The sequence below is a fragment of the Aquabacter spiritensis genome, assembly GCF_004346185.1.
GTDB classification, from domain to species: Bacteria; Pseudomonadota; Alphaproteobacteria; order Rhizobiales; family Xanthobacteraceae; genus Aquabacter; species Aquabacter spiritensis.
Window position 1 is genome coordinate 157,724 of record NZ_SMAI01000007.1, and the last position, 26,040, is coordinate 183,763.

The 26,040-nt window shown below is 69.4% G+C and carries 17 protein-coding genes; 11 read left to right on the top strand and 6 right to left on the bottom strand.

Annotation, left to right across the window (positions count from 1 at the left end; all coding sequences use genetic code 11):
- The first annotated feature begins 82 nt into the window (after positions 1-82).
- From EDC64_RS12855 to fcl, 6 genes are all read left to right on the top strand, one after another.
- Positions 83-1,813 (top strand): diguanylate cyclase, encoded by a 1,731-nt coding sequence (locus tag EDC64_RS12855; RefSeq protein WP_132031905.1) that lies wholly within the window; start codon positions 83-85, stop codon positions 1,811-1,813.
- A 324-nt stretch (positions 1,814-2,137) separates the two neighbouring features.
- The gene (gene ugpB, locus EDC64_RS12860; RefSeq protein WP_132031907.1) at positions 2,138-3,487 is read left to right on the top strand and encodes a sn-glycerol-3-phosphate ABC transporter substrate-binding protein UgpB; all 1,350 of its coding nucleotides are present in this window, start codon (positions 2,138-2,140) and stop codon (positions 3,485-3,487) included.
- Between the two features lie 33 nt (positions 3,488-3,520).
- On the top strand, positions 3,521-4,408 hold the full coding sequence (locus EDC64_RS12865; protein WP_132031909.1) for an ABC transporter permease subunit: 888 nt from the start codon (positions 3,521-3,523) through the stop codon (positions 4,406-4,408).
- Positions 4,405-5,241, top strand: a complete 837-nt coding sequence (ugpE, locus tag EDC64_RS12870; protein WP_132031911.1) for a sn-glycerol-3-phosphate ABC transporter permease UgpE — start codon at positions 4,405-4,407, stop codon at positions 5,239-5,241. Before EDC64_RS12865 ends, ugpE begins: the two co-directional genes overlap by 4 nt.
- Entirely contained in the window at positions 5,238-6,308 is a 1,071-nt protein-coding gene (locus EDC64_RS12875; protein ID WP_132031913.1) for an ABC transporter ATP-binding protein, read from the top strand. The genes ugpE and EDC64_RS12875 overlap by 4 nt, the downstream gene beginning before the upstream one ends.
- A gap of 173 nt (positions 6,309-6,481) precedes the next feature.
- Positions 6,482-7,456, top strand: a complete 975-nt coding sequence (gene fcl, locus EDC64_RS12880; protein WP_132031915.1) for a GDP-L-fucose synthase — start codon at positions 6,482-6,484, stop codon at positions 7,454-7,456.
- Between the two features lie 20 nt (positions 7,457-7,476).
- On the opposite strand, the gene EDC64_RS12885 is transcribed toward fcl, so the two are convergent.
- The 5 genes from EDC64_RS12885 to EDC64_RS12905 all read right to left on the bottom strand — a co-directional run bounded on the left by EDC64_RS12885 (position 7,477) and on the right by EDC64_RS12905 (position 13,042).
- Positions 7,477-8,169 carry a cyclase family protein gene (locus tag EDC64_RS12885; RefSeq protein ID WP_165933745.1) on the bottom strand — a complete coding sequence of 231 codons (693 nt, stop codon included), beginning with the start codon at positions 8,167-8,169 and terminating at the stop codon, positions 7,477-7,479.
- Between the two features lie 64 nt (positions 8,170-8,233).
- Positions 8,234-8,941 (bottom strand): ABC transporter ATP-binding protein, encoded by a 708-nt coding sequence (locus EDC64_RS12890; protein ID WP_132031919.1) that lies wholly within the window; start codon positions 8,939-8,941, stop codon positions 8,234-8,236.
- Positions 8,928-10,688, bottom strand: a complete 1,761-nt coding sequence (locus EDC64_RS12895) for a branched-chain amino acid ABC transporter ATP-binding protein/permease (RefSeq protein ID WP_132031921.1) — start codon at positions 10,686-10,688, stop codon at positions 8,928-8,930. Before EDC64_RS12895 ends, EDC64_RS12890 begins: the two co-directional genes overlap by 14 nt.
- Entirely contained in the window at positions 10,688-11,647 is a 960-nt protein-coding gene (locus tag EDC64_RS12900; protein WP_132031923.1) for a branched-chain amino acid ABC transporter permease, read from the bottom strand. The genes EDC64_RS12895 and EDC64_RS12900 overlap by 1 nt, the downstream gene beginning before the upstream one ends.
- 162 nt (positions 11,648-11,809) lie before the next feature.
- Positions 11,810-13,042 carry an ABC transporter substrate-binding protein gene (locus tag EDC64_RS12905; RefSeq protein ID WP_132031925.1) on the bottom strand — a complete coding sequence of 411 codons (1,233 nt, stop codon included), beginning with the start codon at positions 13,040-13,042 and terminating at the stop codon, positions 11,810-11,812.
- Between the two features lie 264 nt (positions 13,043-13,306).
- Here EDC64_RS12905 and EDC64_RS12910 point away from each other — a divergent pair, with 264 nt between their 5' ends.
- The 3 genes from EDC64_RS12910 to EDC64_RS23540 all read left to right on the top strand — a co-directional run bounded on the left by EDC64_RS12910 (position 13,307) and on the right by EDC64_RS23540 (position 22,713).
- A complete protein-coding gene (locus EDC64_RS12910) occupies positions 13,307-14,008 on the top strand; it encodes a ribonuclease activity regulator RraA (protein WP_132031927.1) in 702 nt (233 codons plus the stop codon).
- A gap of 135 nt (positions 14,009-14,143) precedes the next feature.
- Positions 14,144-14,848 (top strand): outer membrane protein, encoded by a 705-nt coding sequence (locus EDC64_RS12915; protein WP_132031929.1) that lies wholly within the window; start codon positions 14,144-14,146, stop codon positions 14,846-14,848.
- A 299-nt stretch (positions 14,849-15,147) separates the two neighbouring features.
- Positions 15,148-22,713: an autotransporter outer membrane beta-barrel domain-containing protein gene (locus tag EDC64_RS23540; RefSeq protein WP_165933746.1), complete on the top strand. Its 7,566-nt coding sequence runs from the start codon at positions 15,148-15,150 to the stop codon at positions 22,711-22,713.
- A 97-nt stretch (positions 22,714-22,810) separates the two neighbouring features.
- Here EDC64_RS23540 and EDC64_RS12920 read toward each other — a convergent pair whose 3' ends face one another.
- Positions 22,811-23,791, bottom strand: a complete 981-nt coding sequence (locus tag EDC64_RS12920) for a Bug family tripartite tricarboxylate transporter substrate binding protein (protein ID WP_132031931.1) — start codon at positions 23,789-23,791, stop codon at positions 22,811-22,813.
- A 297-nt stretch (positions 23,792-24,088) separates the two neighbouring features.
- On the opposite strand from EDC64_RS12920, the gene EDC64_RS12925 reads away from it, so the two are divergent.
- Complete coding sequence (locus tag EDC64_RS12925) at positions 24,089-25,201, top strand: NADH:flavin oxidoreductase/NADH oxidase (RefSeq protein ID WP_132031933.1); 1,113 nt, start codon at positions 24,089-24,091, stop codon at positions 25,199-25,201.
- Between the two features lie 31 nt (positions 25,202-25,232).
- Positions 25,233-26,024 (top strand): SDR family NAD(P)-dependent oxidoreductase, encoded by a 792-nt coding sequence (locus EDC64_RS12930; protein ID WP_132031935.1) that lies wholly within the window; start codon positions 25,233-25,235, stop codon positions 26,022-26,024.
- Positions 26,025-26,040: the final 16 nt, after the last annotated feature.

The following is a 26,040-nucleotide window of genomic DNA, read 5'->3' on the forward strand; positions in this document are numbered from 1 at the left end:
GAGCGACCGCGCGCCCAGATTCCGCTTGCTTGCACAATGAAAATGTCACTGAGTCGCAAAACAGGCGAGGAAACAAGTAAAAGTGCCAGGCAGCGATCAATACGCCTTCTTTGCCGGTATTTTGGATTCTCTGGATATCGCGGTTTGTCTGTTCGATTCCCAAGACCGTGCCGTACTTTGGAACCGATGTTTCATCCGTTTTTTTCCGGAGCACGATGGCCATGTCCATAGCGGCGAGCCGTACCGCGAAAATCTGAAGCGCTTTTATGAGCACCGGCTGACGGCCGAAGAAAAAGTCAATATCGAGCAGTATATCGCCGAGGCGATCGACCGCCACCGCAACCAGACCCGGCCCTTCGTCTTTTTGCACCGCGGGCGGCGTCTGCGGGTTGCGTCGCTGCCGACCGCCGATGGGCGGATCCGGCTCTGGCAGGATCTCGCCCCCGAGGCGGCGGGCGCGGAGGCCGCACCGATCTGGCGTCATTTTCCCATCGATCTGCTGGACCTTATCGCGGAAGGGGCGACGGTTCTCGATCAGAACGACCGCATCATCGCCGCCAATAAGGAGTTCCGCATGCTCTACGGCGTGCCGCTCAACCAGTCGGTGATCGGCTCCGCCCTGACCGACGTGGTGCGCGGCGCCTGGGCGACGCAGGGCGACGTCTGGCCCGAGGCGGCGGAGACGGGGATGAAGGACCATATCCGCTTTTCCGGAGCGCCGTTCGAGATCGAGCTGCCGGGCGGCGAATGGCGGCGCGTGATCGCCCGCCGCACCGCGAACGGCATCGGCTATTTCAGCCACGCCGACATCACGATGCTGAAACGCCAGCAAAGCGACCTGGTGGCGGCCGAGCGGCGCGCGCGGGAAGAAGAATATCGCTACCGGATGCTGGCGGAGAATTCGAGCGACGTGATCGTCGCCGCCGGCGCGGACCTCGCGATCCATTTCGTCTCGCCCGCGGTGAAGCGGGTGCTCGGCTGGTCGGCGGATGCGCTCGTCGGCACGTCCCTCGCCGCGCTGATCCATGTCGACGACGTCGCGGCATTTTCCGTGCCGCGCCCACGCGCCGACGGCGAAAGCCAGAGCCACGCGACCTTCACCTGCCGGGTGCGCGGCGCGTCGGGCGGGTGGATCTGGATGGAGGCCTCGATGGGCCTGCTGCCGGAGGGGCCGGCCGGCGGGTCGCCGATCGCCTTCGTGTGCAGCTTCCGGGACGCCACCGAGCGTGTCCTGGCGGAGCGCGCGCTGAAGCTCGCCCATGACGAACTCTCTTCCATGGCCTCGACCGACGCCTTGACCGGGCTCGCCAACCGGCGGCGGTTCGACACCGTGTTCGAGCAGGAATGGCGCCGCGCCGCGCGCGAGCGGCACGCCATGAGCCTGCTCCTGATCGACGTCGACCATTTCAAGGCGGTCAACGACCGGCACGGCCATGTCGTCGGCGACGAATGCCTTGCCCGCGTCGCGCAGCTCATCCAGCTCTGCGTCCAGCGGCCGGGGGATCTGGTCGCGCGCTATGGCGGCGAGGAATTCGCGGTGCTCCTGCCCGGCACCCCCGCCGACGGCGCGATCGCGATCGCCCAGAAGATCCGCGAGAGCATGGCGCGCGAACCCTGGCAGCAGGTCCATATACCGCTCGAGAGCCTGACGGTCAGCATCGGCATCTGCTATCTCGACCGCCCCGGCGCCCTCGGCATGGCGGAGTTGCTGCGGCGCACCGACGAAGCGCTCTACCGCGCCAAGAACGGCGGCCGCGACCGGATCGAAATGTGGGATGTCTCCGGCACAGCCCGCTCCGATGGGACCGGCTGAACCGCGGCGGATCCCGCATCGGCGGATTTCCTCCGGGCCGGGGACGATGGCGCTTGCGCCGGTCTGCCGGGACGCGGCCTGCGCCGTCCGGATCCTGCGTCCGGTCGTCCATCCCGACATATGCGCGCGGAATGCACCGGCCCGGGTTCTGCCTGCCCGGACGGGGCACGGCAGACGCGCGACGCAGAAATCTCGCGCCGCTCCGGGCCCTCGGACCGGGCGACGCGCCGGCTACATCAAACTATGATGTTGCGGGTGCAGTCTGCCTTCAGCGTGCGCCGCGTCGGCGTACCGGATATTCCGATTGCCCCGGAGGCCCTTCGCATGAATCGCCGCCACCTGCTCGCCGGTGCCGCCGCCTTGACCGCCGCGGCCGCCCTGCCCGCCGCTTTCGCCGCGCCGGCGCGCGCCCAGGACCGCCCCGTCGTCACCTTCTGGCACGCAATGTCCGGCCCGCTCGGCGAGGAGGTGAAGAAGGTCTGCGACGCGTTCAACGCCGCCCAATCGGCCGTGACCGTCGCGCCGGTCTTCAAGGGCACCTATGGCGAGACCATGACCGCCGCGATCGCGGCCTTCCGCGCCGGGCAAGCGCCGCATCTGGTCCAGGTGTTCGAGGTCGGCACGGGCTCCATGCTCGGCGCCGGTCCGGCGGTGCGGCAGGTCTGGCAGCTCGCGCAGGAGACCGGGATCGCGTTCGATCCCGCCGCCTATATGCCGGCGGTGCGCAGCTATTACAGCCTGCCGGACGGCAGCATGGCCGCCATGCCGTTCAATTCCTCGACCCCGGTCATGTGGCTCAACGCCGATCTCTTCGAGCGCGCCGGGCTCGACCCCGCGGCCCCGCCGGCCACCTGGCAGGAGGTCGCCGCCGCCGCCGACGCGCTCAAGACCAAGGCGTCGGCCAAGGTCGCCATGACCACCGCCTGGCCGACCTGGGTGATGATGGAGAATTTCGGCGCGCTGCACGATCTGCCTTACGCCACCAAGGCGAACGGCTTCGAGGGGCTGGACGCCGAACTCGTGTTCAACGCGCCGCCTTACGTCGCCCAGATCCAGCGCCTGCTCGACATGGCGAAGGCGGGAACCTTCACCTATGGCGGGCGCGGAGCGGCCGGCGACCAGATCTTCCCGGTCGGCGAGACCGGCCTGTCCTTCAATTCCTCCGCCGTCCGCGCCGCCTTCTCGCGCGATGCCAAATTCCGCTTCGCGGCCGCCCTCCTGCCCTACGATCCGAGCGTGCGCGCGAGCCCCAACAATTCCATCATCGGCGGCGCCAGCCTATGGACCATGACCGCGCCGCGCCGCACCCCGGCGGAATACAAAGCCGTGGCCGACTTCCTGAAATTCATCTCCCAGCCGGACTCCGACGCCCGCTGGTCGAAGGCCACCGGCTATGTCCCCGTCACCCTCGCCGGCGCCGGCCTGAGCCTCGCCCAGGGCTATTATGCCCGCACCCCCGGCGCCGACATCGCCATCCGCCAGCTCAATCGCGGCGCGGTGACGGAGAATTCCAAAGGCCTTCGGCTCGGCCGCCTGCCGGAGATCCGCACTATCATCGAGGAAGAGTTCGAAGCCGCCCTCCAGGGCCGCCAAGGCGCGCAGGCGGCGCTTGATTCCGCCGTCGCGCGGGGCAACAAGGTCCTTCGGGAGTTCGAGAAGTCGATGCGGGGCTGAACCCGCGCGGATCCGGCCCCGGCGGGACGAGGGATGAGCGAGCGGCGGACGATCTTTCCCGGCTGGCGGCTGCCGCTGCTGCTGCTCGCCCCGCAACTGCTGCTGACCGCCCTATTCTTCCTGTGGCCGGCCGCCGGCGCGATCGAGGCCAGCCTGATGCGCGGCGACCCGTTCGGCCTGTCGGCCCGCTTCGTCGGGCTGGACAATTTCACCGAACTCTTCACCGATCCGCTCTATCTCGCGGCGGTCGGCCGCACCCTCCTGTTCTGCGGCGCGGTCAGCCTGCTGTCGCTCGGCCTCGCCCTCGTCCTAGCGGTGCTGGCCGACAGCGCCATCCGCGGGCGCGCCTTCTACCGCACCGCGCTGATCTGGCCCTATGCCGTCGCCCCGGTGATCGCCGCGGTGGTGTGGATCCTCCTGCTGCACCCGCAGATCGGGGCGCTCCCGCCGCTTCTGAGCCGGCTCGGCATCGTCTGGGACTACCGCCTCGACGGCACCCAGGCGATGATCACGGTGATCCTCGCTTCGGCCTGGAAACAGGTGAGCTACAATTTCATCTTCTTCCTCGCCGGCCTCCAGTCGATCCCCGCCGCCATCGTCGAGGCGGCGCGCATGGACGGGGCCGGGCCGCTGCGCCGCTTCTGGACCATCCTGTTCCCGCTGCTCGCGCCGACCACCGGCTTCCTCGTGACCGTCAACATCGCTTATTCCGCCTTCGAGACCTTCGGCACGATCGAGGCGCTGACCCAGGGCGGCCCGGCCCAGGCGACGCAGACCCTGGTGGTGAAGGTCTATCGCGACGGCGTGGTCAATCTCGACCTCGGCGCCTCCTCGGCCCAGTCGGTGGTGCTGATGGCCGGAGTGATGCTGCTGACCCTCCTTCAGTTCCGCCTGCTCCGGCGGCGCGGGGACGCCATATGACGGGCGGACGCGGCCTTCTGGTCCATGCCATGCTGGCGCTCGGCGCCGCTCTGTTCCTGCTGCCGGTCTGGCTCGTCTTTTGCGCCGCGACCCAGGATGTCGGCGCCATCAATCGCGGCGAGATCGCGCTCCTGCCGCGGCGCGACGGCCTGTCGATTTTCGGCGACGTGCTGTTCGGCTCCGGCCCGGCCGGCGCGGACCGGCCGGTCTGGCCGATGCTGGCGCTGTCCTTCGCCATGGCGCTCGCCATCGCCGCCGGCAAGATCGTCGTCTCCGTGCTCTCGGCCTATGCCGTCGCCTTCTTCCGGTTTCCGCTGCGCATGGTCTGCTTCTGGGTGATCTTCGCGACCCTGATGCTGCCGGTGGAGGTGCGCATCATCCCGACCTTCGAGGTGGTGGCCGGGCTCGGCCTGATCAATTCGTTCGGCGGCCTGGTCGTGCCGCTCCTCGCCTCCGCCACCGCGACGCTGCTGTTCCGGCAGGCCTTTCTCGCGGTGCCCGACGAATTGATGGAGGCGGCGCGGATGGACGGCGCCGGCCCGTGGCGCTTCCTGACCGACATCCTGATCCCGACTTCGGCCGCCAATATCGCGGCGCTGTTCGTGATCCTGTTCGTCTATGGCTGGAACCAGTATCTCTGGCCGCTTCTGGTGGCGACCCACCCGGCGCAGGAAACCATCGTGGTGGGGATCGTGAAGATGATCGGCACCGAGAGCGCCACCGAATGGAACCGGGTGATGGCGGCGGCGATGCTGGCCCTTCTGCCGCCCGTCCTGGTCGTGCTGGCGATGCAGCGCTGGTTCGTCAAAGGCCTGACGGACGGCGAGAAATGAGCGTCGCGCTGGAGCTTCAGGGGCTGCGCAAGCGGTTCGGCCGGACCGAGATCCTGCACGGCATCGACCTCGCGGTCGCGGCGGGCGAGTTTCTGGTCGTCGTCGGGGCATCCGGCTGCGGGAAATCCACTTTGCTGCGCCTCGTGGCGGGGCTGGAGGCCCCGAGCGCCGGCCGAGTCCTGCTGGACGGGCGCGACATTACCGGGCACGACCCGGCCGCGCGCGACATCGCTATGGTGTTCCAGAGCTACGCGCTCTATCCGCACATGAGCGTGTTCGACAACATGGCCTATGGCCTGCGCATCCGCGGATTGGCGCGCACCGAAATCGCCGCCAAGGTCGCCGCGACCGCCGACCTTCTCGGCCTCGCCGATCTGCTGGCGCGCAAGCCGCGCCAGCTCTCCGGCGGCCAGCGCCAGCGGGTGGCCATGGGGCGCGCCATCGTGCGCGAGCCGAAACTGTTCCTGTTCGACGAGCCGCTCTCCAATCTCGACGCCAAGCTGCGGCTCGGCATGCGGGTGGAAATCAAGCGGCTGCAGCGCCGGCTCGGCGTGACGAGCCTCTATGTCACCCACGACCAGATCGAGGCGATGACCCTGGCCGACCGGCTCCTGGTGCTGCAGGACGGCCGGGCGGTCCAGCTCGCGCCGCCTTTGGAGGTGTTCCAGCGCCCCGCCAGCACCCATGTCGCCGGCTTCATCGGCGCGCCCGCGATGAATCTCCTGCCGGCGCGCCTCGGTCCTGGCGGCGGCGCCGCGGTGCTGGCGGGCGGCGCCGTCCTGCCGTTCGGCGACGGCCGGCGCGCGGGGGAAGAGGGCCGCGCGCTCCAGATCGGGATCCGGCCGGAGCATATCGAAGTGGCGCCGGGCGGCGCGGACTTCTCCGTCGACCTGGTCGAGCCGCTGGGATCGGAATGCATTCTCACCGGACGCCTCGCCGGGGGCCAGATCCTCTCTGTGCGCCGCCCCGGCCCGCCCCCCGGCGCGGCCGGCCTCTCGGTCCATCTGCCGCCCCGGCACCTGCACGTCTTCGACGCGGAAACCGGGTTGCGGATCGAGCCGCTGTGACGGCGCGGCCGGTGCGGCCGCGTTGATCTCCCGGCCGCGTTGGGCTAGTCGGAGGCATCCGCCGCGCCGTTCGAGGATCCGCCGACGGCGCAGGGTCCATGACGGGACGGCAGGGCGGGACTTTCAGGTTTGGATCCGGCGCCGCGACCGCGCGGCCGAATAAGGAACGCCGCATGACCGCGTCCCCGCTCTATTCGCTCGACGGCAAGCGCGTCTGGGTCGCGGGGCACCGCGGCATGGTCGGCGCCGCTTTGGTGCGGCGGCTCGGCCGCGAGGGCTGCGAGACCCTCACCGCCGGGCGGGACGCGGTCGATCTGCGCGACCAGGCGAGCGTGCGCGCCTTCTTCGCGCGGACCCGCCCGGATGCGGTCATCCTCGCCGCCGCGAAGGTCGGCGGGATCCTGGCCAACGACACCTATCCCGCCGATTTCCTCTACGACAACCTCATGATCGAGGCGAACGTGATCGAGGCGGCCTACCGCCACGGGACGGAGAAGCTGCTGTTCCTCGGCTCGTCCTGCATCTATCCGCGCCTCGCGCCGCAGCCGCTCACCGAGGACGCGCTGCTCACCGGCCCGCTCGAGGCGACCAACGAATGGTATGCCGTCGCGAAGATCGCCGGCATCAAGCTCTGCCAGGCCTATCGCCGCCAGCATGGCTGCGACTTCATCTCCGCCATGCCCACCAATCTCTACGGGCCGGGCGACAATTACGACCTGCAGAAGAGCCATGTCATCCCGGCCATGCTGCGCAAGGCCCACGAGGCGCGGGCGCGGGGCGACGACGCCATGGTGATCTGGGGCAGCGGGACGCCGCTGCGCGAATTCCTGCATGTCGACGATGCCGCCGACGCGCTGGTGCATCTGCTGAAGACCTATTCGGCGGACGGCCACGTCAATGTCGGCTCGGGCACCGACGTCACCATCCTCGAACTCGCGCATCTCGTCGCCGAGACGGTGGGCTTTTCCGGCCGCATCGAGACCGATCCGACCAAGCCCGACGGCACGCCGCGGAAGCTGCTCGACGTCTCGCGCCTGACGGCGTCGGGCTGGCGGCCGCATTTCGATTTGAAGAGCGGGCTCGCGGACGCCTATGGCTGGTTCCGCGCCCATGTCGAGACCGGCGACCTGCGGCTCACGGTGGACTGAAGGTTCCCGCGCTTGGGGCGTCAATCAGCCAGAAGGCGCGCCAGGACGCGGGCGGGCGCGCCGTCGCATTCGACCGCATTGAGGGCGCCGAACACGAACTCCACCCGCCGCCCCGCGAGCACGGCATGCCCGGTCAGATGCTCGCAGACGAGAATGCCGTTGCCCAGCAGCGCGTGATGGACCGGCCAGTCGAAGCCCGGCGCGCGCAGATGATAGACCAGGTCCGGGGTGGCGAAATCGCAGGCGAACAGCTTGATGCGCTGCGCCACCAGCCAGTGCGCCGCCGCGACCGAGAGGCTCGGATGGCGCTCGTAATCGGGCGTGCCCGCCTTCGCCGCCCAACCGGTATCGATGGCGAGAATGTCCCCCGGCCGCAGCACCGGGGTCGCGGCCTGAAGCGCCGCGAGCGGGATCACGGCATCGGGCTGCTGCGGCAGATGCCACACCACCCCCTCCCCGCTCAGCCGATCGAGCCCGATCCCCTCGAAGCCCGGCGCGTCGTTGAAATAGTGCCGCGGGGAATCGACATGGGTCCCGGCATGGCTGACGAAGGTCATCTGGGTGACGTTGAACGGGTCCTTCGGCACCTCCCGCAGCCGCTCGAAGCGTGGGGTGGGGAAGATCGAGGCGCAGGGCATGTCGGCGCTCAGCGGATGCGACAGGTCGATCCAGGGCCCCGCCGGCGTCAGCCGCCGCTGCGCGGGCAGATCCATGAAACCGCGCCAGCCCGAGCCCGGCCGCGGACACCCCTCGCACATCGCCGTCTCCCTCTTTCGGTCAGGCGCCGAGATAGGCGCGGCTGACCTCCTCGCTGCGCATCAGATCGCGCCCGCTGCCGCTCGCCACCACCCGGCCGGTGGTGAGCACATAGGCCCTGGTGCACAATTCCAGCGCCTCGATCGCCCGCTGCTCGACCAGGACCACGGTGACGCCGGTCTCGCGGTGGATCCGCGCGATGCGCTCGAAGATCATGTCGACGATGCTCGGCGCGAGGCCCATCGAGGGCTCGTCGAGCAGCAGCACCTTCGGCGTGGACGCGAGCGCGCGGCCGATCGCGAGCATCTGCTGCTGCCCGCCCGACAGGGTACCGGCGAGCTGGGCGGTGCGCTCGCGCAGGATCGGGAAGAGATCGAGCACATGCTCGATGTTCCCCGCGCTTTGCGCCCGGTCGGCGAGCGGCGTCGTGCCGAGTTCGAGATTCTCCAGCACCGACAGGCCGGAAAACACCTGGCGGTTCTCCGGGACATGGGCGAGGCCGAGATGCGGCCGGCGCTGCGCGGGGACCGCCGCGAGATCCTGTCCGCCGAGCCGGATCCGCCCCGCGGACAGCGGCACGACGCCGGAAATCGCCTTCATCAGCGTCGTCTTGCCGGCGCCGTTCGGACCGATCACCGTGACGAATTCCCCTTCGCCCACGCTGAGCGAGACGTCGGTGAGGGCGGACAGACCGCCATAGCGCACGCTCACACCTTCAAGCGACAGCATCGGGCACCCATTTGTCGCCGAGATAGGCGGTGATGACGGCACGGTCGCGGACCACCTCGCGCGGCGGGCCGTCGGCGATCACGCAGCCATGGTCGAGCACGACGAAGCGGTCCACCAATTGCACCATGGCCTGCATCGTGTGCTCGATGATGGCGATGGTCATGCCCTCGTCGCGCAGCGTGCGCAGCAGCGCCATGAAGCTGCGCACCTCGGCCGCATCGAGCCCGGCGAACGGTTCGTCCAGCAGCAGCAAATCCGGGCCCCCGGCGAGCGCGCGGGCGAGTTCCATGAGCCGCAATTCGTAATTGGTCAGCGTGTCGGCCGGAGCGGCCGCGAGGCCGCCGAGGCCGACGCGGGTCAGCGCCGCCTGCGCGCCCTTGATCGCCGCCGCATCGCGCCCCGTGCCGACGAAGGCGCCGACCACGACATTCTCGATCAGCGACATGCGCGCGAACACCCGCGCCACCTGGAAGGTGCGGCCGACGCCGCGCGCGCAGATCCGGTTGGCGGGAAGCCCGTCGAGCGGCCGCCCCGCGAGCCGGATGCTGCCGGCATCGGGCGCGACCAGGCCGTTCAGGACATTGAACAAAGTGGTCTTGCCGGCGCCGTTGGGGCCGATAATGCCGAGGATTTCCTGGCGGCGGACCTGGAGCGTCACGTCGGTCAGCGCCTTCACCCCGCCGAAGCGGCGGGAGAGTCCGGTGACGGCGAGCAGCACCTCGGCATCTTCGGCGACGAGGAAGGCGGGCGCCCGGGCCGGCGGCGGGGCCACCCCGACCGCGGCCGGCCGGCCGGCCCCGGCGAAGAAGCGGTCGCGCACCGCCCAGACGATGCCCTGCGGCATCTTCATCATGACGAGGATGATGGCGAGGCCGAACACCACGCCCTGGATGCCGGGATATTTTCCGCCGAGTTCGGCGTGCAGGATCTCCGCCACCGGCACCAGGATCGCCGCGCCCACGATCGGCCCCCACACCGTGCCGACGCCGCCGAACATGGTGACGATCAGCGCCTGGGCGGAGGTCGCGAGGCCGAACACGGTGAAGGGCGTCACCACCAGCAGCACGACCGCATAAAAGCCGCCCGCCGCGCCCGCCAGCGCGCCGGACACGGCGATCGCCTTCAGCTTCCAGCGATAGCTGTCGATGCCGGCGACCTCGGCGGCGATCTCGTTCTGCTTGATGGCGAGCAGCGACAGGCCGAAGCGCGAGCGCTCCACCTTCAGCGAGACGAGGAGCGCGATCACCAGGAGGCCGAGCGCGATCAGAGCGTTCCAGCGCTGGTCGTGGAACTGCATGAACAGCGCCGCGTCCTCCCGCTTCATCGGGAAGGAGACCTCCTGCAGGCCCGCCCATTCGAAGACGTAGAGCATGGCGAGGGGATAAGCGAGCATGGCGAGCGCGAAATAATGGCCGCGCAGGCGGAAGGTGATGGCGCCGATCAGCAGGCCGGCGAGGCTGCCGACGAGCGCCGCCGCCGGGATGCCGAGCCAGGGCGTCACGTCGAGCTTCGCGAACAGCAGCGTGGTGGTATAGGCACCGAGCCCGAAAAAGGCCGCGTGGCCGAACGAAACCAGGCCGGAATAGCCGGAGAAGACGTTCCAGGACAGGCCCATCACCGCCCAGACCGGCACCAGGGCCAGCATGAGCTGGTAATAGGAATTGGTGGTGAGGAAGATCGCCGCGACGTAAAGCGCGGCGAGGAGGGCGACGGCGAGATAGACCCGCCGGGGATGTGCCGACAGCATCAGGCCCGCTCCACGCTGCGGCCGAACAGGCCCTGGGGCCGGATCAGCAGGATCAGCAGGAAGACCACGAACACCGTGGTGCCCTGGAGCTGGAGCGGCAGGACCAGCGTGGACAATTGCTGGACCAGGCCGATGATCACCCCGCCCCAGAACGAGCCCATCACCGAGCCGAGCCCGCCCAGCACCACCCCAGCATACATGACGATGACGAAGTCGAGCCCGACATAAGGCTGGAACGGGTAATAGGTCGCGACCATCACCCCGGCGAGCGCGGTGAGGCCGAAGCCGAGGCCGAACGTCACCCGGTAGGACCAGACCACGTCGATCCCCATATAAGTCGCGGCCAGGGGATTGTCGGCCGAGGCGCGCAACTGGCGGCCGAGATCGGTGCGGTGCAGCAGCGCATAGAGCCCGCCGGCGGCGGCGAGCGCGGCCACCGCCGCCAGCACCCGCGCCTCGTTGAGGAAGACCAGCACGTCGCCGGCCCCGAGCGGGTCGAGGATGAAGGCCTGCGACGCGAACGGCACGTTGAGCGAGACCGGGGTCGAGCCGAACGCCATCAGCGCGCCGTTCGACAGGACCAGGGAAATGCCGAGCGTCATGATGAGCTGGGTCTGGTGGGCCTCGCCCTCGGTGGCGCCGCGCCGCTGCGCGATCCGCGCCAGCAGCAGCGCATGGATCACCCAGCCGAGCACGAAGAAGACCGGGATCGCCGCGAGGCCGGCGAAAATCAAGGCCGGCAGCGGCCCGATCGTGGCCCCGAGCCCCGCCCCGGACAGAACGGCGAGGCCGAAATACATGCCCAGCATCAGAAAATCGCCCTGGGCGAAATTGATCAGCCGCATGATGCCGAAGATGAGGCCGAGCGCGACGCACATCAGGCCATAGGTGCAGCCCACGAGAAGGCCGGTGGCGAGGGTCTGGAGCACGGTCTCGAGGCTGGGCAGCAAATCGGTCATTGCGAGCTTCTTCTCCTGCGGCGCGGCCGAGGGTCGGCGCCGAAGCGCGGGGCATGCCGGGTCCGCCCGGTCCGACGCAGGGCCGGCCCGGGCGCGCGGGCGGGGCTGGAGCCGGGTCCGGTCAGCTTGCGGTGCAGGCTGACCGGCGCGTGCTCCCGCGGATCAGGATTTCGGCCAGACCGGGCTGCGCACCGCGTCGTCCTTCGGCCAGATCAGATAAGGCAGGCCCTGCTGCCACTGGATCAGCCCGACCGCGCCACCGATGCGCCGCCCCTTGGCGTCGAAGGCGAGCTTGTCGCCGAGATAGAAGTCCGCCGGGCCGTCCTTGCGGTCGGTGGCGCGCAGCGCCTGCATCACCTTCTCGCCGTCCGCGGACCCGGCGCGCTCCAGCGCGTCGCGGATCAGCATCACGTCGCCATAGGTGCTGATCGTGTCCTGGCCGAGCCACGGCTCGCCGCTGCGGCTGGTGAGGCCCGGCAGCGCCGCCGCCTGCGACTTGGAGGGCCAGTTGGGGGCGACCAGGATCAGCCCTTCCAGAAGCTCCGGCCCGACCGCCTTCAGCATTTCCGGGCTGGCGAACTGCACCCCGACCGTCACGGTCGGCAGCTTGCCTTTGCCCAGGCCGAACTCGTTCATCTTGGTCAGGACCAGCTTGGCGTCGGGAAAGCCGGTCGAATAGAACAGAAGGAAGTCCGGCCGGGTGGCGCGCAGCTTCTGCACCATGGAGGTCGCGTCGTTCAGCGGCGGCGTGAACACCTCGTCGGCCACCACCTGCACGCCGAGCTTCTGGAACCCGCCGTCGCGCAACGGCGTGACGAAGGCCTGCGAGGCGGCGGTGCTGTCGGAGATGATCGCGACCTTGGTCGGCCGCTTGCCGGAGGCGGTCTGCGCCATGTCGAGCACGGTCGGCATGGCGTTGAGCGCGAGCTGGCTCGCCACCGGCACGGTCTGGACGACATAATTGAAGCCGCGGTCGGTGATCTGGTCGGCATAAGACAGCGTCACCCAGGGCAGGCCTGCCCGCTCGGTCACTTCGGTCACGGCGAGGGTGAGCGAGGAGCTCCAGGCGCCGGTTCCCGCGACCACGCCCTGGCGGTTTGCGACCAGACGCTGGGCGGCGTTCTTCGCCGTCTCCACCTTGTCGCCGGCATCCTCGACGAGCAGCGTGAGCTTCGCCCCGCCGAGCGCCTTGATGCCGCCGGCGGCATTGATGTCGGCGATCGCCAGTTCCGCGCCCTTGCGCATCAGGTCGCCCTGGCGGGCCATGGGGCCGGAGACCGGCGCGATGAGCGCGATCTTCAGATCGTCCGCGGCCTGCGCCGGCGCCCCGAGAAGCGCCGGAGCCAGCATGGCACAGGCGAGCAACCCCTTCGAATTCCGTGCAATCCAGCCCATGTCCCGGCCTCCCGATATCGTTTTCGCGCCTTTGACCGGCGCTTTGATCGGCAGCTTAGGAGAAGCGGCGCATGCACTCTCATAATAATTGATCGTGCGAGGATGCGTTTTCGGCATAGCGAAGGCGCCGCCGGGCGGCGGGAGGGCCGTCGCGCGGCGCCTGCTTTCCCCACTGTCGGGGGGCGCGGCGCGCCCGCGCGCGATTGCGCGCCGGCGCGTCCGGGCCTACGAAGTCTCCCCCGTTCGACCGCCAGGAATGCCCCCATGTCGCTGGACCCCGAGGTCATCGAGACGCTGCGCGCCGTCTCCACCGCAACAATCACCACCATTCTTCTGAAGAAGGGCCTGCGGAACGTCTGGCTGCGCGGCACCCGCCCGCTGCAGCCGGGGCAGACCCGGCTCGTCGGGCCGGCCTTCACGCTGCGCTTCGTGCCGGCGCGCGAAGACCTCGCCACGCCCGCCTCCTGGGCCTCGCCGATCTCCACCCGCGCCGCGATCGAGGCGATGCCGGACGGCTGTATCGCGGTCGCCGACGCGATGGGCGTCACCCATGCCGGGATCTTCGGCGACATTCTGTGCGCCCGCATGCAGCAGCGGAAGGTCGAGGCGCTGGTCACGGACGGCGTGCTGCGCGACCTCGCGGGCTGCCTCGCGACCGGCCTGCCGATCTGGTGCCAGGGCGCGGCGGCGCCCCCCTCGGTGGCCGGCCTCACCTTCGTCGCCTGGCAGCAGCCGATCGCCTGCGGCGGCGTCGCGGTGTTCCCGGACGACGTGATCGTCGCCGATGGTGACGGCGCCGTGGTGATCCCGCAGGCTCTGGTCGGCGAGGTCCTCGCCGAGGCGCCGGAGCAGGAGCGCATGGAGGAATGGATCATGGGCGAAGTGCTGAACGGCGCCGCGCTGCCCGGCCTCTATCCCATGAATGCCGAGACCAAGGCGCGCTACGAGGCGTCCAAATCCGACTGAGACCGGGCGCGCCCGGCGCCGCATCTGTGGCAATTATGCCATGGCGAGATGAAATGCAGCGTCGGGCGTGAAACCCGTCGACCCAAACCGCTCCTGCGCCGTTGTGCCTGCGATCCCCCTCGGATGGAGCGTCCCATGAAAAAGATCCTGTTGTCCGGCGCCGCCCTTCTGGCCTTGGCCGCGCCGGCGGCCGCCGCCGATCTCGCCCGCTACCCCGTCAAGGCCGCCGCCCCCGTCGCCGTCCCGGTCTTTTCGTGGACCGGCTTCTATATCGGCGGCAATGTCGGCTGGGCCTGGCTCAACAACGAATTGTCGGTCTCCCCGGCGTTCGGCATCCCGCCGACCAGCATCAGCATCGGCGATGCCAACGGCTTCACCGGCGGTCTGCAGGCCGGCTACAATTGGCAGTTCGTGAACAATGTGGTGCTCGGCATCGAGGCCGACGTGCAATGGGCCGATCTCGGCTCCAGCAGCGTCGTGATCGTTCCGGCCGGCCCGTTCGCCGCCGGCGTGTCCTCCGCCAGCCTCGACGTCTACGGCACGGTGCGCGCCCGCCTCGGCTATGTCTTCGACCGCGTTTTGCCTTACGTCACCGGCGGTCTCGCCTGGGGCACGACCGATTACGGCAGCATCTACGGCGTCGACACCTCCAAGACCAATTGGGGCTGGACCGTCGGCGGCGGCGTCGAATACGCCATCACCAACAATTGGACGGCCAAGATCGAATACCAATATATCGACCTGGAAGGCAGCAGCTACACCATTCCCGGCACGCTCGGCTCGATCAGCGCCGACACCCAGCTCAACGTCGTGAAGCTCGGCGTCAACTACAAGTTCTGAGCCCCGGCCCCGCCGGAAGCATCCAGTTCCCGCGCCGGCCGGATCGTTCCGCGATCCGGCCGGATGCGTTTGGGCTCCGGCAAACCCAGATTCCGCCTGCCTCCGGCTCCCCCGATCTGTCCGAAAGTTGAAGACCTCCCCCTTGTGGAGGGCGGATGCCCTCGGCTACCTTCGGTCAAGCTTGAATGCTGCGGGGCAAGGGCAGCAGGCTGGAGCATGCGTTGACGGCGCGGCGCGGGGAAGGCGCCGCGCCGGCGCGTGAATGCAACCCGTCCGTTCCCGGCCACGCACGCTTCGGCATGAGCGTGCAGGGTGTGGTGGGAAACATGCGTCAGAACCGGTCGTTGCGCAACCTGCTGCTGCAGGCCACCATTCTGAGTGGTCCGATCGTCGGCGTCGCCGCGCTTCCCAGTGCGGCCCAGGCGCAGAGTTGCTGGGTCGATTCCGCCAACGTCGCATGCACCGTGAGCGCCACAGCGGTCTCGGTCGACGGGAACGGCACCAACGGCGCCAACAGCGACGATACCGACGACCGCGGCGGGCCGGGCAACCCCGGCGCGGCCGTGGCGATCGTGAATCCGGGGCCGCTCAGCATCCTGATCTCCGGCTCCGCGAACGGCGGCAATGGCGGCGAAGGCTACAATGCCGGCTTCTTCGAAAGCGCGTCCACCGGCGGCAATGGCGGGACGGCCGGCAGCGTGACGGTCACCAATAGCGGGGCGATCACGGCGCTCGCCGCCAACCCGGGCGCTGCGATCTTCGCCACCGCGATCGGCGGCACCGGCGGGAAAGGCGGCGACGGAAGCAGCGACAATGGCGGCGAGCCCGGCGGGCTCGGAAATACGGGCGGCACCGTCCGCGTGACCAATACCGCCAGCATTTCCACCGCGGCGGCCTCTTCCGCCGGCATCTTCGCCATCGCCAGCGGCGGCGTCGGCGGCATCGGCGGCGGCAATGGCGGGGAGTCCTTCTCCGGCCCGAGTTCCAAAGGCGGCACCGGCGGAACGGCTGCCATCGTCAATTCGGCGAGCGTCACCACCCAGAGCAATTACAGCATCGCCTTGCTGGCGGTCGCGGCGGGCGGCGCCGGCGGCGCGGGATCGGGCTTCAAGAACTCGACTTTCTCGTACGGATCGGGCGGCGCCGGCGGCAATGCCTATCTGAATTCCAGCGTCGCCCAACAGAAGGCGATCACGATCGGCCTCGCCTCCGCCTCGGTCAACAATTCCGGAGCCCTCACCACCAACGGCAAATATTCCTCCGGGATCTGGGTGTTCGCGTCGGGCGGCGCTGGCGGGCCGGCGGGCAACCAGACGAACTATAACGGCGGAGCGGCCGGCAATGGCGGCGGTGCCTATGCCGTCAATTCCGGGGCCATCGTCGCGTCCGGCGATCTGGCGCGCGGCGTCGGCGCCGTGGCGAACGGCGGCGCGGGCGGGGCCGGCGGCTATAACGGCCCCCTTCCCTATGGCGGCGGCTATTCCTATGGCGGGGCCGGCGGCTCCGGTGGCAATGCCGGCGTCGTCACGATCCGCACCATATCCGGCTCATCGATCTCGGCGTCCGGCACGGGCTCGAACGCGGTCTATGGCGGGGCCGTCGGCGGCGCGGGCGGCGCGGCCGGCTACGGTGCGGACTTCTTTTACTCCAACCAAGGCGGCGCCGGCGGCGCGGGCGGCACGGTCTTCATCTACCATAGCGGCGTCGCGCTGACGAACGGCGCCTCCGCCGCCGCCATCTATGCCAATGCCTCCGGCGGCGCGGCCGGCGTCATGCTGAAGAAAATTGCCGGCTATGGCGGCCTGTCCGGCGGCAATGGCGGATATGCGAAAGTCCAGGCGGCCCTCGCCCCGGGGCCCAATGGCACTCCCACCACCCAGGGCGCCAATTCCCCCGGCGTGCTGGTGAACGTGGCCGGCGGGGCGGGCGGCGTTGGCCGGAACGGCGGATCCGGCGGATCCGGCGGAACCGCAACGGTTTACGTCAGCGGCACGATCGCCACCACCGGCGACGGCTCCATCGGCATCTCCGTTGTGGCGAACGGCGGCACTGGCGGTGCGGCCCAGGTCGATCCCTCCGGCAATGTCGGTGTCGGCGGCGGCGGCGGGACCGCCGGAAGCGCGACCGTCACCAGCAAGGCGACGATCTCGACCCAGGGCTATGGCGCCTCCGGCATCGCGGTCAGCACGATGGGGGGATCCACAGGCACCTCCGCCCCCTTCGTGTCGCCGACCAATGCCGGCGACGGCGGAAGTATCACGCTGCACAGCTACGGCGCGATCACGGCGACCAATCCGCAGATGGCCGGCGGCATCCTGGTCAATAGCAGCGGCGGGACCGCTTACACCCCGGGCAAGGGCGGCAAGGGGGGCAATGCCACCGTGTTCGTCTACGGCTCGGTCGCGACCTACGGCACCGACAACCCGCCCAAATCCAATCCCTATCAGGTCATGTCGCCGGCGATCAGCGTCGTCGCCAGCGGCGGGGCGGGGGGAACGGGCACGGTCCCCAACAGCTATGTGAACATCGGGCCCGGCGGCGCCGGCGGAACCATCGCCATCACCGTGAAGCCGCTGACCGCCGGAACCACCCTCGCCCTCTCCACCCAAGGCAATTATTCCCCCGCCATCTATCTGAGCGGAAGCGGCGGCAATGGCGGCACGGCCACCTACAACATCGACTATGTGAACAATGGCGGGCCCGGCGGGGCGGGGTCGAACATTACCGCGACGGTGGGGGCGAACGTCACGATCTCCACCCACGGCGTGTTCTCGCCCGGCATCCAGGCCTCCAGCATCGGGGGCAATGGCGGCAACGGCGCGGGCGGGACGCGGAACTCCCTTGCCGGCGGCAATGGCGGCAATGGCGGCGCGGCCGGCGTCATCACCATCACCAACAGTGCCAACATCGCGACCACGGGCCTCTATTCCCCCGCCATCCAGGCCCAGAGCGCCGGCGGCAATGCCGGCAACGGCGCCGACGGCGACGATGACGGCGGCGACGGCGGGGCGGGCGGAACGGCCGCCGCGGCGAACGGCTACGGCGTGTCGGTGGTGAATTTCGGCAATCTCTCGACGCAGCGCTCCTATTCCTCCGGCATCAGCGTCTCCAGCCTCGGCGGCAATGGTGGGATCGGTGGCGACGGCGGCGACAAAGGCGGAGCGGCGAAGGCCGGCGGCACCGGCGGTGACGCCTATGCCGCCAATCACGGCACGATCCAGACCAGCGGCGACAACAGCTCCGGCATTCTCGGCATCTCGATCGGCGGCGGCGGCGCGACCGGCGGCAGCGCCGACGCCGCCGGCCTGATCGTGTTCGCGACCGGCGGCGCGGGCGGCCCGGGCGCCGCCGCGGGCGTGGTCAACATCACCAATTACGAGACCATCACCACCTCCGGAATGAGCTCGAACGGCATCTCCGCTTTCAGCATGGGCGGCGGCGGCGGCATCGGCGGCAGCGTCTCCTCCTTCTCGGGATCGTTCGGCTTTCCCACGGTGAACATCACGGTGGGCGGCAAGGGCGGATCGGGCGCGTTCGGCGGCACGATCACCCTCACCAATTACGGCGACATCACCACCAGCGGCTTCGATTCGGCGGGACTGCGCGCCTTCACCGCGGGCGGGGCGGGCGGAGCGGGCGGGTCGGCGAGTTCGACCAGCTTCTCGCTGGGCTTCTACAAGCCGCTGCCCTCCATCAATGTCGGCATTTCGATCGGCGGCGGCGGCGGCACCGGCGGCAATGGCGGCAATGTCAATATCACCAATGTCGGATCGATCATCACCACCGCCGACCAGGCGTCCGGCATCTTCGCGCTCAGCATCGGCGGCGGCGGCGGCGACGGCGGCAACGCGACCACCAACATCTATTCCTACGGCACCTCCCCCCAGATCGACATTTCGGTCTCCATCGGCGGGTCGGGCGGCTCCGGCGGCAATGGCGGCAACATCACGCTCGCGAACAATGACGGCACCATCTCGACCCTCGGCTTCGCCGCCGACGGCCTGCAGGCGGTGAGCATCGGCGGTGGCGGCGGAAACGGCGGCACCGGCACGTCCTATATCCAAACCACCCTGCCCGTCGTCGGCCAGTATCTCGACTATCTGCCGATCCCTTTCGGCAGCACCTACAGCGCCTCGGTCTCGATCGGCGGCGACGGCGGCAGCGGCGGCGTCGGCGGAAACCTGACGCTCTCCAACAGCATGGACATTACGACCGCCGGCATCGATGCGCGCGGCATCGTCGCCCAGTCGATCGGCGGCGGCGGCGGCATTGCCGCGGCAGGTCAGGGCTCCTCCTCCGCGACCATGACGATCAACGTCAATGTCGGCGGCAATGGCGGCGGCGGCGGCAATGGCGGCACCGTCCAGGTCACCAACGAAAAGGGCGCGACCATCACCACGATGTCGGACGGCGCGCACGGCATTTTCGCCCAGTCGGTCGGCGGCAGCGGCGGCTCGGCCGGCACCTCGTCGGCGGACGCCTTCGATTCGGAACTCACCGCGCTCGGCCAATTGGTCGTGAACAATCTGCTCGAACAGGCGATCAGTTATTACGCGGCGGAGGCGGCCCACGCGATCGGGCTGCACCCGGACTTCCCGGCGAGCGTCAGCCTCAGCGTCGCGATCGGCGGCAAAGGCGGCGGCGGCGGCAAGGGCGGCGACCTGACGATCCAGAATTTCGGCAACATCTTCACCGGCGCGGGGGTCGCCTCCGGCGGCGACGTTGCGATCGGCATCTTCGCCCAGTCGATCGGCGGCGGCGGCGGGGTCGGCGGCCACGCCTCCGTGGCGGGCGCCCGCATCGTCAATGGCGATGTCGCCCTGGGCGGCAATGGCGGCGCCTACGGCAAAGGCGGAACGGTGAGCGTGACCTCGTCCGGGGCGATCATCACCGAGGGCGATTCCGCTTTCGGTATCCTCGCCCAGTCGATCGGCGGCGGCGGCGGCATTGGCGGGCTCGCGACCGGCGCCTCGCAGCTCTCGATGGGCAGCAGCCTGAGCCTCGGCGGCGCCCTCGCGAACAATGCCGACGGATCGGGCGGCGGCACCGTCACCATCTCCAGCACCCTGGTCTCGACCGCAGGCGTCGAGGCCCACGCGATCGTCGGCCAATCGGTCGGCGGCGGCGGCGGCCTCGCCTTCCTCAATCCGGCCAATTCCCTGCTGCTGGGCCAGGCCAGCTACCAGGAGGCGCTGCTCGCCCAGTTCGAGACCTATTTCCCGATCGGCCCGTACAACACGCTCGCCGACATGCAGACCTATTTCGAGAGCCAGGTGTCCATCTCGTCCGGGACGCTCACTCTGACCCTCGGCGGCACCCAGGCCTCATCCAGTCAGGCGAACGGCCTCGGCGGCGGCAACACCGTGACCATCACCAATGAGGGAACGATCGCCACGACCGGCGTCGCGGCCTTCGGCATTCTCGCCCAGTCGATCGGCGGCGGCGGCGGCTTCGCGACCGATGGCGGCGGCACCGGCATGGCGTCGCTCACCGTCACCGGCAGCTTCGGCAATAAAGGCGACGGCTCGGTCGATCAGAGCGGCGGAGCGGTGGTCGTCCAGTTCGCCCCGAACAGCTCGATCGAAACAAGCGGCGCGGGTGCGACGGCGGTGGTCGCCCAGTCGATCGGCGGCGGCGGCGGCTATACCGGGGCGATCGACGGCACCGTGCCGGCCTACCAGACCTTCATGACCTCCGGCGCGGGCTTCGGTCTGGCGCTGAACGCCAACACCGGGGGCGGCCCCGTCACGCTCACCTCGCTCGGCGCGACCACGATCACGACCACCGGCGCGAATGCCCACGGCCTGTTCGCCCAGAGCCTGAGCGGCGGCGGTGGACTGGTCGGCACCGCAGGCTCCGCCAGCGTGCCCGCCGGCATCCTGATGCCCAGCAATACCGGCAATACGACGCGCGGCACCGGCTACGATTTCGGCTCCGGCTTCGCCCCCGGCGCGATCACGGTCGTCTATGAGGGCTCGATCTCCACCTCCGGCGCGGGCTCGGTCGCGATCTTCGCGCAGAGCGGCGTCCAGGGCACGTCCGGCGCGATCGACCGGACCGCCTCGACCGTCACCTCGGGCGCGATCTCGATCACCGTGGGCGGGGGCACCATCGCCGGCGGCAGCGGCAGCGGCGCCGCGATCATGATCGACGGCGGCGGCAGCAACACGATCACCGTCAATTCCAATACAGTGGTCGGCGCGGCGTCCAGCCTCGCCATCTTCTCCCCGTGGGGCGACAACACCGTCAACAATTCGGGCACCGTGGTCGGCAATGTCACGCTCGCCACCGACGGCGCCACCACCGGATCGGCGCTTTTCAACAATCTCGCCGGCGGCACCTTCATCACCGCGCCCGCCGGCACGATCGACCTCGGCACGGGCACCACCGCCGGCAGCTTCTCCAACCAGGGCAGCTTTGTCATCGCCGGCACCGGCCAGATCAGCACCGCGACCGTGACCGGCACCTTCACCCAGACCACGAGCGGCATGCTCATGATCGACGTCGACGCCTCCGGCACCCCGACGGCCGACCTCTTGACCGCGACCGCCGTGCGCAACCTCAACGGCTTCGTCTATCTGAGCGCGGTCAATTCGCTGCTGCCGCAATCCTATACGGTGCTCGCCCAGACCACGACGACGGTGCCGCTGACCACGGCGATCCAGCGCCTCTCGATCGCACAGGCGCCGGGCACCTACCTGCCCGTCGCCTGGACCGGCACCCCCACCGACACCACGCTGTCGGTGTCGCCGCAGGTCAATTTCCTGCCGCAGAACCTCACGATGACACCCAACCAGCTGGCCTATGCCCAGCATCTGCAAGCGAGCTGGAACAATGGCGGCGGCGGGCTCGGGCCGGCTTATGCCGATCTCGTCAATCTGACCTCGGCGGCGAGCTATCTCCAGGCCCTGACCACCGGCAGCCCGACCAGCGTCGCCGCAGGCCCCATCGCCCGGATGACGACCTCGCGCGAGGCGCTCGGATCGGTGCTCAGCTGTCCGCATTTCGCTGCCACCGGCACCCTGCTGGAACAGGGCGAATGCACCTGGGCGCGGATCGATGCGAGCGTCGTGAATTATACGCCGTCCGACTTGAGCGGCTTCACCGCCAGCACCCTGACCTACCGGATCGGCGCCCAGAAGGAGATCGCGCCGGGCTGGTTCTTCGGCGCCTCCGCCGCCTACAATGCCGGCTGGTTCGATGCCGATTCCGGCTATTCCACCAGCGACGGACAGGGCGTCGACATCGCCGCCTCGCTCAAGCGCGAGATCGGGCCGTGGCTGTTCTCCGGCGCGGTGCATGCCGGCTATGCCACCTACGACCTCAACCGCCAGACCGTCCTCGGCACGACGTCCTTCCTGTCGGAATGCGGCTACGACGTCTACACCGTCTCCGGCCGGTTCCGCGTCGAATACGAGATCCCGTTCGAATATTGGTATCTGCGGCCCTACGGCCAGCTCGACGTGGTCTATGCCTATGTGCCGGGCTTCTCGGAAGGCGGATCGGGGCCGTTCAACCTCGCCATGTCGCAGTCCGACAATCTGCTCTTCGCCTATGGCCCCTTTGTCGAATTCGGCGGACGCTTCGACCTGGAGGACGGCACCGTGTTCCGGCCCTATGCGACGGTCGGCGCGACCTTCCTGTCCAATTCGTCCTGGCAGGTCGATGCCGCGCTCCAGAACGCGCCGATCGGGACCGGCAATTTCACCACCGTCGTCGACATGCCGGACGTGCTCGGCGATTTCGGCATCGGGCTGCAATGGATGCGCGGCGACAGCCTGGAATTCCGCCTGAACTACGCGACCCAGGTCGGCACCGATTACGTCTCGCACACCGGCTCGGCACGCATCTCCTACCGCTTCTGAGCCGCCGGAACGCGAAAAGGCGGGCGCTGTCGGCGCCCGCCTTGTTTTTAACTTGCCCTGGTCGCGCCTCGGTGCGGTCGCGCCGGGCGCGCGGGTGTCAGTCCTCGGCCTGCATGCCGGTCTTCTCGGCGACGTCGAACCACATCTTGACCTCCTGTTTGACGAAGGCCTGGAACTCGGCGGGCGTGCTGCCGACCGTCTCGGCGCCGAGATCCGCGAGCTTCTTGACGACGCCGGGATCCTTCAGGGCCGTGATGATCGCCGCGTGCAGCGTGTCGACCACGTTCTTTTGCATGCCGGCCGGCCCGACGATGCCCTGCCATTCGACCACGTCGAAGCCGGGGATCGTCTTGCTCATCGGCGGCACGTCCGGCAGCATCGGCACCCTGTTCGCCCCGCTGGTGGCGAGCGGCACCAGGGTTCCGCTCTTCACATAGCCGGCGGCGGTGGGGGTGGTGGCGAACAAGGCCGAGATTTCGCCCGACACCACCGCGGCCACCGACTGCCCGCCGGAGCGGTAGGGCACATGGACGATCTTCACCCCGGTCTGGGCCTTCACGAGTTCCCCGGCGAGGTGGTTGATCGTGCCGTAGCCCGCCGACCCGAAGGTGATCTTGTCAGGATTGGCCTTGGCGAGATCGATGAAGCCCTGGGCCGTCGTCACGCCGAGCGAAGGCGGCACGACCAGGATGGTCGGCACGACGTCGAGCTGGCTGATGAAGGTGAAGTCCTTCAGCGGATCGAAGGGCAGCTTCTTGAAGCGGAACAGCGCCGGATTGGCCGAGAAGCCGATCGTGGCGACGAGCAGCGTATAGCCGTCGGGCGCCGCGTCCTTCACCGCCGCGGTGCCGGTCACGCCGCCGGCGCCGGCCCGGTTCTCGATCACGACCGGCTGGCCGAGCGTGACGGACATGTTGGCCGCGAGCACACGCGCGACGAGGTCGGTCGCGCCGCCGGGGCCGAACGGCACGACGAGCCGGATCGCCCGCTCGGGCTTCCATTCGGCCGCCTGGACGGCGCTTCCGGCGAGCGCCAGCGCGACGGCGGCGATGGCGCGAAGTGAGGATGTGAGACGCACGGTTCTTCCTTCCCTGGACGGGCGGCGGCGCGAACGCCACCGCTCTTGTTGTGAAGAACCTTTCTCACGTCCCGGGCGGCCGGCGACATTATCTTCGCCGACATACCAGCATCCCCAATGCCGGCATACCGGCGTTGACGTGGCCTTGCGGACAGATATTTTATTATTCAAAATCAGATACTTATATCGTCACGCCCGACCGGGCGGCTGGCGCCGACCGCGGCTTGCGCCCCTGGCCAGATCGGCCGATGGCTGGGATACAGTTTGCCCGCTGCACCCCGGAACGAGACAGCGAACATGACGTCCAGCCACCTGTTTTCTCCCCTGCGCCTGCGCGATCTGTCGCTCGCCAACCGCATCGTCGTCTCGCCGATGGCGCAATATTCCGCCGAGGATGGCGTCGCGACCGACTGGCACCTCATGCATATGGGCAATCTCGCGGTGTCGGGCGCCGGTCTGGTCATTATCGAGGCGACCTCGATCTCCCCGGAGGCGCGGGTCAGTCCCTATTGCCTCGGTTTGTGGGGCGATGCCCACGAACGCGCGCTCGGACGCGCGATCGCCTTCTGCCGGCGCCATGGCGGGGCCAGTCTCGGCATCCAGCTGATGCATGCGGGACGCAAGGGCTCGGTCTCCGCCCCCTGGCAGGGCCAGAGCGAGCTGAAGCCGGCGGCGGGCGGCTGGGAGACGGTGTCGCCCTCGGACCTTCCCTATCCCGGCCGGTCGGCGCCGCGCGCTTTGTCCCGCGACGATCTCTCGGCGGTGCGCGCGGCCTATGTCGCGGCCGCCGAACGCGCCGGGCGGATCGGGTTCGATCTGCTGGAGATCCACAACGCCCATGGCTATCTCCTGCATTCCTTCCTGTCGCCGCTCAGCAATGCCCGCACCGACGCGTATGGCGGCACGCTGGAGAACCGCATGCGCTTCCCGCTCGACGTGTTCGACGCGGTGCGCGCGGTCTGGCCGGCGGGCAAGCCGATCGGCGTGCGCCTCTCGGCCACCGACTGGGCCGAGGGCGGCTGGACGATCGAGGACTCGGTCGTCTTCGCCGCGGCCTTGAAGGCGCGCGGCTGCGACTATGTCACCGCCTCCAGCGGCGGCAGCTCGGACGCGCAGAAGATCCCGGTCGGCCCGGGCTACCAATTGCCCTTCGCCGCCCGGATCCGCCGCGAGACCGGCATCGCCACCATGGGCGTCGGCATGATCACCGAGCCGGACCAGGCCGAGCAGGCGCTCGCCGAGGCGCAGGTCGATCTCGTCGCGCTCGGCCGGGCGATGATGTACCAGCCGCGCTGGGCGTGGCAGGCGGCGGAAAAGCTCGGCGCGGACGCCTATTTCCCGCCGCAATATGCCCGCTCCCACCCCTCGATGCGGCGCCGCGACTTCCTGCGCGCGACCCGCGACGCCTGACCCGCCGCCCTGAAACGGAGACCGTCACGCCATGAATCTGGGGCTCGAAGGACGCGTCGCGCTGATCACCGGCGCGGGCTCGGGGATCGGCCGGGCGATCGCCGTGGCGCTCGCCGCCGAGGGTGCGCGGATCGCCGTCAACGACCGCGACGCGGCCGCCTGCGGCGCGACCGTGACGCTGCTGCGCGAAGCCGGCCACGAGGCCGTGGCGGCTCCCTTCGACGTCGCCGATGCCGGTGCCGTGGCGGCGGGCTTCGCCGCGATCGCGGCCGGGCTCGGCGGCGTCGACATTCTGGTGAACAACGCCGCCGTGCTGCTGACCTCCGCGCGGTTTGTGGACACCCGGCCCGAGGATTGCGCGCGCGAGATCGCGGTCGCCTTGTTCGGCACGCTGCATTGCACCCGCGCCGCGCTGCCGGGCATGACGGCGCGGCGGCACGGCCGGATCGTCAACATCGTCTCCGACGCGGCGCGGGTAGGGCAGGAAAAGGAGGTCGCCTATTCCAGCGCCAAAGGCGGGGTGATCGCCTTCACCAAGTCGCTGGCGCGCGAAGTCGGCCAAGACGGCATCACGGTCAATGCCGTCTCTCCGGCCGCCACCGACACGCCGCTGCGCCGCGCCGCCTTGGAGCGGCTGGCGGAGCGGATCGGCGCGGACGGCGTCGCGGCGCGCGAGGAGAAGATCCGCCGCGCCTATCCGATGCGCCGCATCGGCACGCCGGAGGATGCGGCGGGCCTCGTCGCCTTTCTCGCCTCGGCGCAGGCGGGCCACATCACCGGACAGATCTGCAGCGTCAATGGCGGCTACGCGATGCCGGGATAGATCGACGGCGCTCAAG

Bases quoted from the DNA above. Each gene is read 5' to 3' on its own strand.
- EDC64_RS12915 (WP_132031929.1), top strand. From the start codon at position 14,144: ATGAAAAAGATCCTGTTGTCCGGCGCCGCCCTTCTGGCCTTGGCCGCG.
- EDC64_RS12865 (WP_132031909.1), top strand. From the start codon at position 3,521: ATGAGCGAGCGGCGGACGATCTTTCCCGGCTGGCGGCTGCCGCTGCTG.
- EDC64_RS12925 (WP_132031933.1), top strand. From the start codon at position 24,089: ATGACGTCCAGCCACCTGTTTTCTCCCCTGCGCCTGCGCGATCTGTCG.
- EDC64_RS12890 (WP_132031919.1), bottom strand. From the start codon at position 8,941: ATGCTGTCGCTTGAAGGTGTGAGCGTGCGCTATGGCGGTCTGTCCGCC.
- EDC64_RS12900 (WP_132031923.1), bottom strand. From the start codon at position 11,647: ATGACCGATTTGCTGCCCAGCCTCGAGACCGTGCTCCAGACCCTCGCC.
- EDC64_RS12875 (WP_132031913.1), top strand. From the start codon at position 5,238: ATGAGCGTCGCGCTGGAGCTTCAGGGGCTGCGCAAGCGGTTCGGCCGG.
- EDC64_RS12930 (WP_132031935.1), top strand. From the start codon at position 25,233: ATGAATCTGGGGCTCGAAGGACGCGTCGCGCTGATCACCGGCGCGGGC.
- EDC64_RS23540 (WP_165933746.1), top strand. From the start codon at position 15,148: ATGAGCGTGCAGGGTGTGGTGGGAAACATGCGTCAGAACCGGTCGTTG.
- ugpB (WP_132031907.1), top strand. From the start codon at position 2,138: ATGAATCGCCGCCACCTGCTCGCCGGTGCCGCCGCCTTGACCGCCGCG.
- ugpE (WP_132031911.1), top strand. From the start codon at position 4,405: ATGACGGGCGGACGCGGCCTTCTGGTCCATGCCATGCTGGCGCTCGGC.
- EDC64_RS12910 (WP_132031927.1), top strand. From the start codon at position 13,307: ATGTCGCTGGACCCCGAGGTCATCGAGACGCTGCGCGCCGTCTCCACC.
- EDC64_RS12885 (WP_165933745.1), bottom strand. From the start codon at position 8,169: ATGGATCTGCCCGCGCAGCGGCGGCTGACGCCGGCGGGGCCCTGGATC.
- EDC64_RS12905 (WP_132031925.1), bottom strand. From the start codon at position 13,042: ATGGGCTGGATTGCACGGAATTCGAAGGGGTTGCTCGCCTGTGCCATG.
- EDC64_RS12895 (WP_132031921.1), bottom strand. From the start codon at position 10,688: ATGCTGTCGGCACATCCCCGGCGGGTCTATCTCGCCGTCGCCCTCCTC.
- fcl (WP_132031915.1), top strand. From the start codon at position 6,482: ATGACCGCGTCCCCGCTCTATTCGCTCGACGGCAAGCGCGTCTGGGTC.